Origin of the sequence: Pseudomonas sp. Sample_20, from assembly GCF_004307585.1 — a bacterium.
Lineage (GTDB): Bacteria > Pseudomonadota > Gammaproteobacteria > Pseudomonadales > Pseudomonadaceae > Aquipseudomonas > Aquipseudomonas atacamensis.
This window is the reverse complement of the sequence record NZ_RCOA01000047.1, coordinates 1-13,349: the sequence shown is the minus strand read 5'-3', so window position 1 is coordinate 13,349 and position 13,349 is coordinate 1. Positions and strand designations below refer to the sequence as shown.

12 protein-coding genes and 1 pseudogene are annotated in these 13,349 nt (G+C 58.2%); 1 reads left to right on the top strand and 12 read right to left on the bottom strand.

Features of this window, described 5'->3' with window-relative positions; all coding sequences use genetic code 11:
* Window positions 1–144 precede the first annotated feature (144 nt).
* The 5 genes from gspD to gspG are packed head-to-tail and all read right to left on the bottom strand — an operon-like array spanning window position 145 to window position 5,608.
* Window positions 145–2,526, bottom strand: a complete 2,382-nt coding sequence (gene gspD / locus D8U70_RS12050) for a type II secretion system secretin GspD (protein WP_130928966.1) — start codon at window positions 2,524–2,526, stop codon at window positions 145–147.
* Window positions 2,523–3,071 (bottom strand): type II secretion system protein GspM, encoded by a 549-nt coding sequence (gene gspM / locus D8U70_RS12045; protein WP_130928965.1) that lies wholly within the window; start codon window positions 3,069–3,071, stop codon window positions 2,523–2,525. Before gspM ends, gspD begins: the two co-directional genes overlap by 4 nt.
* Window positions 3,064–4,185 carry a type II secretion system protein GspL gene (gene gspL / locus D8U70_RS12040; RefSeq protein WP_130928964.1) on the bottom strand — a complete coding sequence of 374 codons (1,122 nt, stop codon included), beginning with the start codon at window positions 4,183–4,185 and terminating at the stop codon, window positions 3,064–3,066. The genes gspM and gspL overlap by 8 nt, the downstream gene beginning before the upstream one ends.
* A complete protein-coding gene (gene gspK, locus D8U70_RS12035; RefSeq protein ID WP_130928963.1) occupies window positions 4,182–5,102 on the bottom strand; it encodes a type II secretion system minor pseudopilin GspK in 921 nt (306 codons plus the stop codon). The genes gspL and gspK overlap by 4 nt, the downstream gene beginning before the upstream one ends.
* Before the next feature lie 47 nt (window positions 5,103–5,149).
* Window positions 5,150–5,608 (bottom strand): type II secretion system major pseudopilin GspG, encoded by a 459-nt coding sequence (gene gspG / locus D8U70_RS12030; protein WP_130928962.1) that lies wholly within the window; start codon window positions 5,606–5,608, stop codon window positions 5,150–5,152.
* A gap of 148 nt (window positions 5,609–5,756) precedes the next feature.
* On the opposite strand from gspG, the gene gspI reads away from it, so the two are divergent.
* Window positions 5,757–6,143: a type II secretion system minor pseudopilin GspI gene (gspI, locus tag D8U70_RS12025; RefSeq protein WP_130928961.1), complete on the top strand. Its 387-nt coding sequence runs from the start codon at window positions 5,757–5,759 to the stop codon at window positions 6,141–6,143.
* A gap of 440 nt (window positions 6,144–6,583) precedes the next feature.
* Here gspI and D8U70_RS12015 read toward each other — a convergent pair whose 3' ends face one another.
* The 7 genes and pseudogenes from D8U70_RS12015 to D8U70_RS11980 form a co-directional block, all read right to left on the bottom strand.
* The gene (locus D8U70_RS12015; RefSeq protein ID WP_130928959.1) at window positions 6,584–6,913 is read right to left on the bottom strand and encodes a DUF6124 family protein; all 330 of its coding nucleotides are present in this window, start codon (window positions 6,911–6,913) and stop codon (window positions 6,584–6,586) included.
* Window positions 6,914–7,578: 665 nt separating this feature from the next.
* A complete protein-coding gene (locus D8U70_RS12005; RefSeq protein ID WP_130928957.1) occupies window positions 7,579–7,944 on the bottom strand; it encodes a DUF6124 family protein in 366 nt (121 codons plus the stop codon).
* Between the two features lie 398 nt (window positions 7,945–8,342).
* Entirely contained in the window at window positions 8,343–8,723 is a 381-nt protein-coding gene (locus tag D8U70_RS12000) for a hypothetical protein (protein ID WP_177433965.1), read from the bottom strand.
* A 2-nt stretch (window positions 8,724–8,725) separates the two neighbouring features.
* Window positions 8,726–9,874, bottom strand: coding sequence for a hypothetical protein (locus D8U70_RS11995; protein ID WP_130928956.1), 1,149 nt, complete (start codon window positions 9,872–9,874; stop codon window positions 8,726–8,728).
* Between the two features lie 394 nt (window positions 9,875–10,268).
* Window positions 10,269–10,628, bottom strand: coding sequence for a DUF6124 family protein (locus D8U70_RS11990; protein ID WP_130928955.1), 360 nt, complete (start codon window positions 10,626–10,628; stop codon window positions 10,269–10,271).
* Window positions 10,629–11,123: 495 nt separating this feature from the next.
* Window positions 11,124–12,761 (bottom strand): restriction endonuclease, encoded by a 1,638-nt coding sequence (locus D8U70_RS11985; RefSeq protein ID WP_130928954.1) that lies wholly within the window; start codon window positions 12,759–12,761, stop codon window positions 11,124–11,126.
* Window positions 12,762–13,131: 370 nt separating this feature from the next.
* A pseudogene (locus tag D8U70_RS11980) lies at window positions 13,132–13,349 on the bottom strand (DUF6124 family protein); the annotation flags it as partial.

The following is a 13,349-nucleotide window of genomic DNA, read 5'->3' as shown; positions in this document are numbered from 1 at the left end:
TGGCGAGGGGATTTATCCCCGTTGGGCTGCGAAGCAGACCCAAACCTTGAGAACCGGTTTCTCCAGGCAAATCGCGAGTACCGGTTTTACGGCTGCTACGCAGCCGAGCGGGGATGAATCCCCTCGCCACAATCATCATCTCAGTCAAAACCGGGTGCTCCCTTCGATCGGTACGGCTTTGATCGTGGCGCGTGGGCTTGATGTCGGCCCCGGCGCTGGCACGCCTTGCGCTGCGCTTGGCAACTGCGGCGCCTGCATGTCGGGCATCGCCCAGCTGCGTTCCGGTTGCAAGCCGCCCTGGGCGCGGCGCATGAAGTCGTAGCGGTTGAGGGTGATGCTGCGCCCCGCTTCGCTGTCGCGGATGATGTACGGGCGCAGGAACACCATCAGATTGGTCTTGGTGATCGCCCGGCGTTCGTTGCGAAACAGCGCGCCGATGCCCGGCAGGCTGCCCAGCCACGGCACCGCATCATTGCTCTGGCTGTAGCCGTCCTGAAGCAAACCACCGAGGACCATGATCTGCCCATCGTCGAGCAGAATGCTGGTATCAATCGCGCGCTTGTTGGTGACGATGCCGGCGGCGATCACGCTGTTGGACGCGCGCTCATCGATGCTGCTGACTTCCTGATAGATATCCAGCTTCACCGTGCCACCCTCGGAAATCTGCGGGCGTACGTTGAGCTTGAGGCCGACCTCTTCGCGGGTCACGGTCTGGAACGGGTTGTTGCTGGTGCCCCCGCCGCCAGTGACGTAGCTACCACTGACAAACGGGATGGTCTGGCCGACAAAAATGCTCGCCGCTTCGTTGTCCAGCGTCAGCAGGTTCGGCGTCGACAGCACATTGGTGCCGCCCTTGCTCTTCAATGCCCGGGCCAGCACTTTCAGGTCGAGAATCTTGCCGATGCCGGGGATGTCGACCGTGCCGTTGACATAGCCAAGGTTCAAACCCTGCGGCAGCACGTCGATGCTGTTCTTGGCGCCCGTGTTGAGCCCCGCGCCACCCAGATTGGCGCCACCGATCACGCCTTTGCCGCCGAGATCGCCGGTCTGCCATTGCACACCGAATTCACTGGCATCGTCCTCGCCGACCTCGACGATCAGACTCTCGATCACCACTTGCGCACGGCGCTGATCGAGCAAATCGATAACCTCACGCAGATTGCGATACAGCGGCTCCGGCGCAGAAATCAGCAGCGTGTTGGTGGTGGCATCGGCCTGAATCGTCACCCCGCCAGCGCTGAACGCAACGTTCTGTTCACTGCTCTGCGTACCGCCACTGCTGCTGCCGCCGCCACTGCCCTGCGCATAACTGCCGCCGCTTGCGCCGCTGCCAGTCGTCGGTGAAGTGCCAGTGCTCGGCGTGCTGCTCTGGCCGTTCTGCCCGGCATTGCCGCCGGTGCTGCTGCCCATCGCGCTGAGCACCGACCGCGCCGCGTCGCTGCTGCCGCTGTCACTCTCGCCGGTAAGCAAACCGCGCAAGGCCTGCGCCAGTTTCGCCGCTTGGGCGTTGCGCAGATAAACCACGTGCAGATTGCTCGGATTGCTCTGCGCGTTGTCGAGTTTGTAGATCAGGTTGCGCGCCAGCTCGGTGCGCTCGGGGCTGCCGGCGCGGATGATGATGGTGTTCGAGCGCGGGTCGCCAATCACCGCGATTTTCTGCGTCGGATCATTGCCCGGCGCGTCGAGCAAGTCCGCCACCATCGGTGCAATGTCGGCAGCGATGCCGTTCTGGATCTGCACCACATCGGTGTCGATCGCGCTCGGCGTGTCGATGCTGTCGATCAACTGCGCGACGCGGGTGAGGTTCTCGGCGTAATCGGTGATGACCACGGTGTTGTTGCCCGGATAGGCATTGATCGGATTGTTCGGCGAAACGATCGGGCGCAGCACCGGGATCAGGTTCACCGCGTTCTCGTATTGCAGGCGAAACGTGCGCGTGAGCATGCCGTTGCCGGCCGGTTTGTCGGCGCTGTAGATCGGCCCGCCGAGCAGCTTCGCGTCGGCCTCGGGAACCACCTGCGCCACGCCGCCGACATCGACCACGCTGAAGCCTTGCATGCGCAACGCCGCCAGCAGCATGTCGTAGGCCTGACGGGCCGGCACCTGACCTTCCGAGACCAACGTCAGATTGCCCTTGACCCGTGGATCGACCAGAAACTGCTGCCCGGTGGCCCGCGACAGCGCCCGCACCACCGCCTGAATATCCGCCTCGACAAAATTCAGCGTCACCGGTTGCTCGCCCAACGGATTGCGCGCAACCGTGTCGCTCGGCGCAGCACCAGCACTGCGCCCACGCTGACTGATGTTATGCAATTGCTTGGGCACCGGCCGCGCCTGAGCCTGCGCCCGTTCGCGATCGGCCACCGCATCGCCGCTGCGCTGGGTGTTGGCCAGCGGCCGCCCGAGTTCGCTGTCGACCAACAGCGGCGGCTGATTCTGCGGCGCCGTGGTGCTGTTGCACGCGCTCAATGCCATCAGCAACAACGGCAGCGCCAGACGTGCCGGTTTGCAGCGTGACTCCTTCATGAAGCTTCCTTAGCGCCCTGCGCCTGATCCATGCGAACGGTGCCTGACAAAGTGCCGGCGGTGACATCGGTCGAGGCCGCGCTTGCGCGTTGCAACTGCGCCTCGACCACCTGCAGAGAAAGTTGTGATGGCTGGCTGAGCAGCCAGTCGAGCAGCGCATCGGCCGGCGCGGCGTCGACATTCAACTGCCACGCACCGCCCTCCGCCGCTTGTAATTGGTAATGCCCGGTGAGCCCCGCCGCTTGCAGACTTTGCTCCAGCGACTGGTCAACGCTCTGCCCCTGCGGCCGCACATTGACGCTGCGCAACAGCACTTCCAGCGCCTCGGTTTGCGCGCGCAACTTGGGCGTTTCGCTCTGCCAAAAAGTGATCGTGGCCAACGGCGGTTTGACCAGCGTCAGCCAGATCAACAGACCCACAAGCACCAGCGCCATGCCGGCGACCATGCGTTTTTCACGCAGCGCCAACGGCTGCCAACGCGCCCGCAACTGGCTGCGCAAGCGCTGCCAGCGTCCACGGTAAATCGCCAGCGTCGCCCTACTCATCGTCTGCTCCGCTGTCGTCGTCTTCGTTGGTGTTTGCGCTGGATTCATCGCTCGGCCGCAGCGTCCAGCCTGCGTCATCGGCAGTGACGCTGATGCCGGCCTGGGCCAACGTGCTTTGCCAGTCCTTGTCGTTGCCGCCACGGTTCGCATCGCTTAGCAACGCCAGTTGCAAGGCGCCGTCGCGATAGGTCAGGCGCTCGACACTGCCGGCCATGAACGGCATGCCCGTGCCGGCCTGCAATACCAGCCGATTGAAGTTCTGCGCCGGATCATCGACCGCGCCTTTTTGCCGCTGCTCCAGTTGCTGACGGGCCTGTTGCAGCGGGTTGAGAATCACCGGCAATTCGGGAAAGGCCTGCTTCACCCGCTGACTCATTTGCGCCTTGAGCTGCTGGCCCTGCCGCGCTTCGCGGGCGGCGTAGAGATTCAGGCCAATCACCCAGACCACCACCGCCAAAGCCACACACCCGACAGCGCGCCCCCAGCCGCGTTGCTCGCCGCCGGTTTGTTGCAGACCACCGTGCAAACCCCAACCGGGCAAGGGGCCGATCCAGCGTTGTGCTGATCCGGCTTCAAACGATGCCTCATCAACTTCGTCACCGAGCAACGGCTCAACCTGCGCGCTGTTCAAACTCTCGCGCCGGAGCAAATGACCGTCCGCCACGCAAGCGACAACACCGGGCGCCACTGGCAGGCTATACGGCGCCGGATACAAACCGCGCAGACTCAAACCCGCCTGCTTGAGCACCGCAGCCAGACGCTGCAAATGCTGCCGCGCCACCCAGGCGATTTGCACCTCCCCGCTCGCATCACGAGGGCTGTGGCCGATATGCATCTGGCTGCTGTCGCCGAGCATCAACGCCTGCGCCGCGCACTGAACAGCGGCCGCCGTTTTGTTCGCGGGCAGCGGCGGCAGATCAATGCTGGCGAGCAGGCTGTCAGCCGGATGCAGAAAGCACAGCAATGGCAGCTGTTTCGGCTGCTGTCCCAAATGGCGCAGGGTGAGCCGTTCCTCACGACTGACCTGCCCGTGACGATCCAGCCAGGCGCAACTCACTTCGCTGTGCAACTCCAGCTCCGCCAGCGGCGGCAACGCGACGCGCAACTGGCTCATGCGCCCACCCGCGACCAGATCACCTGCGGCAGCCGATCCTCGCTGCGGTGCAGCAAAGCGTCGAGGCTGACCCGGCGCTGATCACGCCGCGCCTCACCGCGCAAACGAAACCAGTCACTGGTGATACCGACCTTGACGCTGCTCATTTCCAGCTGCGGCATGCGCAAGCGGTTCACGAAATCGCCGCGATTGATAAACCAGCGCCCGGCGTCACGCTCGGCAATCAACGCCGTCGCCCGCTCCAGCGAAAGCCCCGGCACATACGCCGCCAGCACCTGCGCCGTGGCGGTGTTGCCGTTGATCCACGTCGTCGCCGGAATCACCGTCACGTACGGCGCCAGTTGGCCGATCAGCGCATCGGACACGCCTTCGACGCTGCGCAAATCATCCAGCGTGCGCAGCATCGGCACCTTCGGCGGTTGCGGTTTGTGATCGGCATCCGGCGAAGTCGCGCGGCCACTGTCGAAACCCGCTTTGCCCGTCGCACCAATCTGCGCATTCAGCAAATGCGGATAACCGGCAATCACCCGCTGACGGATGCGCTGGCTGACAACGGCACTCACACCGATCAGTTCACACAAGCGCTCGAACGCCTGCACCTGCGCCTCATCGATGCGCTCATTGGCGACCAGATTGCGCAGGTTGAACTTGCCCTGCTCGTCCTCCAGCCGCCCGGCAAAACCCGCCGCCAACAACGGCTGCGCCCAAGGCTGATCACGCCGGGTCAACGGATCACGCAGGCGCGCATCCCAGAGCAACTGCCGGCTGATCTCCAGACCACCCTGCGCGACCCAACGCCCCTGCACCCGCTGCTGATCGGCCTCCAGCGCCCGGGTCGCCACGCTCTGGCGCGTCAACATCCCCGCCGCAATCACCGCCACCACGGCGGCAATCAACAACGCGCTGATAATCGCCATGCCCCGTTGCTTCGCCCCATTGAGCGAACCTGTGTTCACGGCCGGCCTTACAACTGCCAGGAACCGATATCGGCATTCACGCCATCGCCGTCCGGCTGGCCATCGGCGCCGAGGGAAAAGATATCGACCTCGCCATTCGCGCCCGGGTTGAGGTACTGATAAGTCCGGCCCCACGGGTCATTCGGCAAACGCTCCAGATACGAACGCCAGTTACTGTTCTTCGCATCCGCCGGCCGCTCGACCAACACCTTCAGCCCCTGATTCATGCTCGGATACGTGCCGTGATCGAGGCGATACAACTTCAACGCCTGCATCAACCCACCAATATCCTGCTTCGCCGCCGTCGCCCGCGCCTGATCCGGCCGGTCGAGCACCTTGGGCACCACCATCGCCGCCAGAATCCCCAGAATCACCACCACCACCATGATCTCGATCAAGGTAAAACCCTGCTGGCTACGCGGTGTGCGCGGCGACTGACTGAGCGTGTTCAAAGGTGCGATATCCATCTCGACATTCCCTGGCTTGATCCGAATTCGACGCGCAGTGTTGCAAGAAGATATGTCAGGGATGTTGAAAATCCTCGGGTGTTTCCGTCGTCAAGCCGTCAAGGACGGGGGTTAGCGTCGAGGGCTGGGTTTTGCTTTTAGGCCATGTATGCGCGCGCGAACGCGAGAGGAAGGATTCACCCTGATTGAAGTGCTGGTGGCACTGGCGATCATCGCCGTCGCCATGTCCGCCGCCGTGCGTGTGGCGGGGTTGATGACTCAGAGCAGTGGGGTTTTAAGGGATCGGTCGGTGGCGATGATTGCCGCGCAGAGCCGGATGGCTGAGCTACGGCTGGAGGGGCGATTGCCGAATGGGATGAAGGCTGTTGAATGTGATCAAGGAAGATTGTTGTTGCGCTGTGAACAGGTGATCGCTAGCGCAGAGAATGGACGGTTGCTCAAGGTTGGAATCCAAGTATTTGATCGCAACCAGGATGCGCCGCCGTTGGCCAGACTGGAGACCCTGTTGCCACGGCCGGGAAGCCCCTCACCCTAGCCCTCTCCCGAGGGAGAGGGAACCGATTCGGGGATGTTCGAGAGATACGCCGAGCTGAACGCATCGCTCTGAATCCAGCATTGCTGAAGCCCAGCAAAGCCATAGTCGCTAAGGTCTTCCAGGTCGATGTATAACGCAAAACACCTCGGTCGGCTCCCTCTCCCTCCGGGAGAGGGCTGGGGTGAGGGGCTCTTTTACTCGAGTGTCTACAGGTCTCAGGCATACGCAGCTATGCAGCAATGGAAACTCCGGCAATACACCAGAATCACACCGACCAGAACGCAGCATCACAAATCCATAATCAACGCGCACGCTCAGGTCGATGTAAAACGCAAGACACCTCGGTCGGCTCCCTCTCCCTCCGGGAGAGGGCTGGGGTGAGGGGCTCTTCTACCGCACCTAAAATCCCAAGGCCCAGCGCCGGACCAAGGCCAACGACATCACCCCGCCACCTCCAAATTATCCATCACCCGATTCACCGCCAGCTCCCCCAACATGATCAGTTGAGCAACCCCCAACAACGCCCGCCGCTGCTGTGCCGGCAGCAAACTGGAAATGTCCTGAGCAATCGTCTTCGCCGAAGCAAGCGTTTCACTCGCATCAGCCAGCAGTTCTTCATTCTTGGTATCCGCCGTCACCGCATACATCCCACGCGCCTTACGTGGCGGCGGCAGGAGATTGTTTGGAGACAGGTAATGATCGAGCGCGCGGTCAGCGGCTTCGTGGAGTTTGTTGGAATCGAGGAATTCGTAGGGAGACGTGGGATCGATTTCGGGCGGGTTGGGTGTGGGTTTTGATCACGACTGAACCATGGCACTTCGACAATCCGAAATTAGTTCATCCAGATAAGGGGACATTTTCTCCGCGTCTACGAAAGCTAGAGCCTGATTAGCGGCTTCCCGTAGAGGCTGCCATTCACATTGATCAAATATCGACCGATCATCGCAATGGATAGCCGACTCAGGCAAGGAACTGCACAAGTCCCAGACATGCTGCAGTCCACCCCGAACATCCTTTTGCATCGCGGCCCCACATACTGTTAGTGCTTCATGCAAAGGCAGCATTGTTTTCGACCAAACCTCACAGGCTGGGCAACCAGGAATCGTTTGTCGCTGCTCATCAGCATTCATAGCCAAGAAGGTAAGCCCCCGAATTGCCAAGCAAACAGCAAGAACTCGTCGGTACTCGCTCTGCCCGTACCAGTTCCAAATCGTAGTTGAAAACTCCATCACCAACTCCGCGAGGTCGGTTGACTCCCCGTTCAAATATGAGTCCATCGAGTGAATTCCTTTAACGTTCTAAAGACAGCAACCGACCCACTATCATGAACTTCAGCGCCGGCCACAGAACCAGCGATCCACACCAACCCCCGCGGAAGCGAGCCTGCTCGCGAAGGCGCCAAAGCTTACTCCAAATCAAGCCTTGGCCCCGTCTTCTAAATCATCCCGCCACCCTCCAAATTATCCATCACCCGATTCACCGCCAACTCCCCCAGCATGATCAGTTGAGCAACCCCCAACAACGCCCGCCGCTGCTGTGCCGGCAACAGACTGGAAATGTCCTGAGCAATCGTCTTCGCCGAAGCAAGCGTTTCACTCGCATCAGCCAGCAGTTCTTCATTCTTGGTATCCGCCGTCACCGCATACATCCCACGCGCTTTACGCGGCGGAGGCAGGAGATTGTTGGGCGACAGGTAATGATCAAGCGCACGGTCAGCGGCTTCGTGGAGCTTGTTGGAATCGAGGGATTCGTAGGGAGACGTGGAATCGGTTTCGGGTGGGTTGGGTGTTGGTTTGATCATGGTGAAGCTCCTTGATTATTGGAGCCGCCACGTTTCGCTGCGAAACGAAGAGAGGTGGCAGCTGTACGCAGGTTCGCAGACCGGGAATCAAGGAACCCGGCATACCCGAAGGTATCCCGCGCACAGCCGCCATAAAGCATCACTGCCAAAAATGACAACGAACTGGAGCGCTGTGCGCCTTGATTGATCCGAGCTGCGAAACCCGACCGCTGATTCGTCAGCGACCGCACCACAATAGAACCCGCCCCCTAGGCGCACAAGCCGGCGGATTCTGGCGTAGCTGTAGGCAAAGGCGCAAGGATATGTAGCCTGGGAGCGTGACTGGAGATGTCTTTTTAAACATCGGTGTTTATCAAGGGCAACCATGCCAGCGTTGGGGACTGCAAATTACAACAGGGCTAAACAAAACCTGACTTCACAGCTATACCAAAGCAGATCATGACCAATAACAGACCAATCACGCTCCATTGCAGCACGGCGAGCTTTCGTTTCAGTGGAGCTGGAAAACGGGCTAAATCTTCAGAACTCAGCTCGCCCCTTTTCAAATAAAACCCAGGGAAGGTCACAATCCCTGAAATGCCACCGATCAGCAAAAGCTTCCCCCAAGGCCCACCATGCCTAAGGGGAGCGCGAGACATAATGGCTGAGCAATTTTTCAGATGCTCCAACATCAAATCCACCTTTGTATAAGCCAAGTGCAAACAAATGCCTATCCAAAGAATAAGCCCTGCTATATCAGCGACAGCAATGGACAGAAGTACCTTATCAACGAACGTCATACTCACTTCACTGCCTCATAGATCCTCTCACCAGCCCATTCGCTGGTAGCGCCTCCGAGGGCGCCACCAGCATATGAACCTGCTGCGACAACAATAATGCCGCATGCCAAAGTTGCCATGCCGCCTGTAGGTACACCCAAGCCGACACAGATAATTCCAGCCGTGGAGCCGGTCAAAAACGCACCGGCAGCAGCGCCGCCGGCTACTCCCCCGATGAAACTACCGCCCTCGGTATATTTGATCTTCTCGCATGCATCTACGTCGCCAGCCGCACAGACCTCCTGAACCTTCATGTAAGACGCCCCGCCGCCCACTGCTGTGCCGACCCAACCGCCGTACTTTACGACCTTGGCTGCTCTGGCGACACCCTCCGCGTGCGTGGCGTAACCGGGAATCTGTCCCGGCGCGCCAGCCAGACTCCAGTGATGAACCAGGCTTTTGCTCGATATGCCGAGGGCTGACTTCAGACTTGGATGATCAGGGAAGCCGATGCCTTTTCGGGTTAAGCCGTTGAGCTGTCTATCGAGCTTCGCAAACAGTCGCGCACGCTCAGCGAAAAACTCTGAGCTACGCAAGTGACCATCACGCTGAAAACTTTTCTGATGCAGAGCTTCGATTTCCGTCAGCGAGGTCTTCACGTCTTCCAGGTTCTTGGCAAAGATAGACTCACCAACGCCGATTGAGGTTGAGCCTTGCGAAAGGACGGATTCTATCTGGCTCCGATACTGAACCATGAAGCTGGCTTCTTCGTCGCTCATGGGTTTGAGTGCCGCGTCCACTTTCTGGGCGGCTTCCATGAGCAATGCTTCTTCACGAGTGCACTGCGGATTGTTCGGATCGCTCAGCACAATGAGCTGACCAGGCTTGGCGTAGCCGGTAACGTGGGGGTTGAGACGCGTGAATTTCTCAAGCGTTGCAATATCCGGCTTATCAAACAACGCCGCCTCTAACGCGGAGCGCGGCATGACTTGTTGGACGATATAAAATCCTGGCTCCGCTATCGCCTTAACAGCAGCCGGTTTTTCCGCTGGAGCCTCCGGGTATTCCGCCCAGTACTTGGCGTGCAGATCGACCGGTTCAACGCCACGGTAAATCTTTTTTCTTGGTGGGTTAGGCAGTGCAGGCCTTGGCACATTTCCATATTCACTCATGACTCATCCTTGTCCATTTGGGGAATCTCGACTTGAGAGTTCAACAGCCTGACGCTATCGAAACGGCCAAGTGCTGGCTGTAGGACAAAGCCTAAAACGCTGTGCCCAAACAGCTGATTCCTTTCATTCGCTGGGTGCGCAGGATAGCTGGTGGAGGGAGATGGTTGTATGGCAGCGAATGGCCATCGACGGCGTTACCTTCTGGTTTGGCTGTGTTGATTGGACCTCGCAGCCGCTAACGGCGGACGCTCTCGGCCGAAATTGTTAAGGCTGAGTCGGGCATTTAAAAGGGACTGTTTTATTCAAAAGCGACACAGTAACTGTGGGAGCGAGCCTGCTCGCGAAGGCGCCAGCACTAACGCTAAATCTACCCGCTGGCGCCCCGCACATCACATCACCCCGCCACCTCCAAATTATCCATCACCCGATTCACCGCCAGCTCCCCCAACATGATCAGTTGAGCAACCCCCAACAACGCCCGCCGCTGCTGTGCCGGCAGCAAACTGGAAATGTCCTGAGCAATCGTCTTCGCCGAAGCAAGCGTTTCACTCGCATCCGCCAGCAGTTCTTCATTCTTGGTATCCGCCGTCACCGCATACATCCCCCGCGCCTTACGCGGCGGAGGCAGGAGATTGTTTGGCGACAGGTAATGATCGAGCGCGCGGTCAGCGGCTTCGTGGAGCTTGTTTGAATCGAAGAATTCGTAGGGAGACGTGGGATCGGTTTCGGGCGGGTTGGGTGTTGGTTTGATCATGGTGAAGCTCCTTGATGACTGGAGCCGCCACCGTTCGCGGTCAAACAAACAGGGTGGCAGCTGTACGCGGGTTGACCGACCGGACATCAAGGAATCCGGCACACCCGAAGGTGTCCCACGCACAGCCACCGCAACAGAATTTCAGACAATGCCTGAACAGGTGCAGAACGCTGGCGCGCCTTGATATTGGGCGGACGGTCAAATCCGATCACTGATTCGTCAGCGACCGCACCACAATAGATCCCGCCCCCTAGGCGCACAAGCCGGCGGATTCTGGCGTAGCTGTAGGCAAAGGCGCAAGGATATGTAGCCTGGGAAAGTGACTGGAGATGTCTTTTTAAACGCTTGTGTTTATCGAGGGCTAGTCACGCCTCGTCCCCCTAACTCGACCCGCCCGCTTATGCGAATAGCCGAGATAAAATGGCGGGAGTGACCAGTCCGCTTTTTAGAGGGTGAGTCGTGTAAGGAATATCTACGATGAACCGCAAATCTCGATTACTCCACGGGCATCAAAATCCGAGCTTCGATTCCAATTTCCTGAAGAAGAAAAAGAAGTCCTCCGCCCTCAATCAATTCGATTGGCTTGTCTTTAGCGAACTCAAACGCATCTGGACCGTAGCCGCTGGTCGTGACCAAAATTCCTTTATTGGCGCCCTCGTTCATCATTGTCCCGTAGAGGTCCCGAACTGCAGAAACGCCGACGGTATGCTTATATCGTTTTGCCTGGATAACAACCTTGCCACCTAATATGGGACGAGGGTCGTAAGCAATGCAGTCGACTCCTCCATCACGTGAGGATCGGGTGAGCTTAGACTCTAACCCCATCTTCCCGAAGAGGTTCGCGACAAGAGCTTCAAATTCGTAGGGATTCAGATCCATAAGATTGGTGGCTGAACTGAGTTGCGATACCAGATCCTGCTGGTCTACGAAACGCTTGTCGACCATATTGAACTCAATTATTGGTCGAACCGGTTGCGCTTCGCTTGGCGCCCGGGAGACGTGTGCACCAAGATTTTTAAGACAGACGGCACGATCGACTCGCGCTAGATCGATTTCCATAAAGATTTCGCGCGTGGTGCGCACAGAAACGAGATGAGGTTGCACTGCCCGTCCCGTGGCAGGATCGATACTGTTTATGTAGCCATTGAAACAGCAGACCTCTATGAACTCTCCTTGATCTGCTTCGAAAAGCTCATGGAGACATCTAAGTGCAATACTTGCGACGAGATCAGAATACAGAAACTTCGTTTCCGCCGTTTTACGAAGCTTAGTGGTAATTTCGTCCTTGGATTTTATATAACGGTATTCTGCTACTTCAGGAATGATTTCCGGCGAAGGCAGTTCGTATTCAACCACTAGTTGTTTGGATTCAGGGACGAATGCCAGCGAAAAATTCTGCGGGAAGCCTTCTGGGTAATCAGATGTTTCTAGCACCATGCTGCAATATGCAACTATCGATTCGGGATCGCCCTCATAGTAGGAGTAACGGAACGCATCGACTTCGGAATCACGTAGTGCCTTTTTTTCGAGTAGCGCGGATACACCACTTTCATAGACTTCACGCGCACTTCTCAGCGCCTCCAAGCGCTGGGCATTCAGAGCCTTATGCTCCTCCTCGCTTGAGTTGAACTGTTCTGTGGCAATTCTTAATCGGTCGATGTGCCTGGCTTTGAAGCTTGGTATGAACGAAAGATACCAAGGCAAGGGAGGAACCTTCGACGTAAAGAACTCTAACGAAGGGCCCTCGACAACGGTGGTCAATGATTTCGCTGGAGCAAACGGAAGCGGATTGTCCAAAACACGAAGGGAATCAAATGTGACGGTATCGTCTACCATCAAAGACGCCGACAAGATGGACTCCAATCCTTCTATCCAAGACCGAATGGTTGCGTTTCCATCTCGGACTTCCTGCTCACGAAATTCCAAGTAGTTTTGCTTTGCCGCTCGCTCAGATTCGCGATCGTATCGTACCTGCTCACGCTCGCGAATCGCGCGAGCTTTAAGCTGCTGCCGTTCGGCACGATCAGCTGCGCGTACTGCCGCGCGACGCTCTGACTCATTCAACCGTTGCTGTTTTGCTGACTCCCGGGCAATTGCTCGGATTACCTTTTCGAATCCACTCCGCTTTGCCATATCGCCTCCCTGGTGGTGGCGCGATGGTATCAAAAGAAAAGCTTGGATGAATATGGGTTTGGTGGGTTTCGAACCTTCCCCAAGATCCGAAAGCTCATATATGCGCTGCTTCTGCGTCGATGATAGACATGCGCACAACCGCATTGGTCGAGACACAAGGATCTGTGGGACGACCAATCTCTTTTTTGCAAAACGCGCGAATTGAGATTCAGCCAGACGACCAAAACAAGGCTACCTTTAGGTAATGTCTCTGGGGACTGGCTTTGAGAACGTGGTTTGGGGACGGATTTGTTAACAGCTCCGCCCCTATCTAGTCACCAGTTCTCGTAATTTTTTTGAGGGTAAGAGCAGCAGAATGAAGGCGTCAGTCTTAGCCCGGCAATTCAAGATTATCCATCACCCGATTCACCGCCAGCTCCCCCAACATGATCAGTTGAGCGACCCCCAACAACGCCCGACGCTGCGGCGCTGGCAACAAACTGGAAATGTCCTGAGCAATCGTCTTCGCCGAAGCAAGCGTTTCACTCGCATCCGCCAGCAGTTCTTCATTCTTGGTATCCGCCGTCACCGCATACATCCCACGCGCCT

Bases quoted from the DNA above. Each gene is read 5' to 3' on its own strand.
- D8U70_RS11985 (WP_130928954.1), bottom strand. From the start codon at position 12,761: ATGGCAAAGCGGAGTGGATTCGAAAAGGTAATCCGAGCAATTGCCCGG.
- D8U70_RS11990 (WP_130928955.1), bottom strand. From the start codon at position 10,628: ATGATCAAACCAACACCCAACCCGCCCGAAACCGATCCCACGTCTCCC.
- gspG (WP_130928962.1), bottom strand. From the start codon at position 5,608: ATGGATATCGCACCTTTGAACACGCTCAGTCAGTCGCCGCGCACACCG.
- D8U70_RS12005 (WP_130928957.1), bottom strand. From the start codon at position 7,944: ATGATCAAACCAACACCCAACCCACCCGAAACCGATTCCACGTCTCCC.
- gspL (WP_130928964.1), bottom strand. From the start codon at position 4,185: ATGAGCCAGTTGCGCGTCGCGTTGCCGCCGCTGGCGGAGCTGGAGTTG.
- gspK (WP_130928963.1), bottom strand. From the start codon at position 5,102: ATGGCGATTATCAGCGCGTTGTTGATTGCCGCCGTGGTGGCGGTGATT.
- D8U70_RS12000 (WP_177433965.1), bottom strand. From the start codon at position 8,723: ATGACGTTCGTTGATAAGGTACTTCTGTCCATTGCTGTCGCTGATATA.
- gspD (WP_130928966.1), bottom strand. From the start codon at position 2,526: ATGAAGGAGTCACGCTGCAAACCGGCACGTCTGGCGCTGCCGTTGTTG.
- gspI (WP_130928961.1), top strand. From the start codon at position 5,757: ATGCGCGCGCGAACGCGAGAGGAAGGATTCACCCTGATTGAAGTGCTG.
- D8U70_RS11995 (WP_130928956.1), bottom strand. From the start codon at position 9,874: ATGAGTGAATATGGAAATGTGCCAAGGCCTGCACTGCCTAACCCACCA.
- gspM (WP_130928965.1), bottom strand. From the start codon at position 3,071: ATGAGTAGGGCGACGCTGGCGATTTACCGTGGACGCTGGCAGCGCTTG.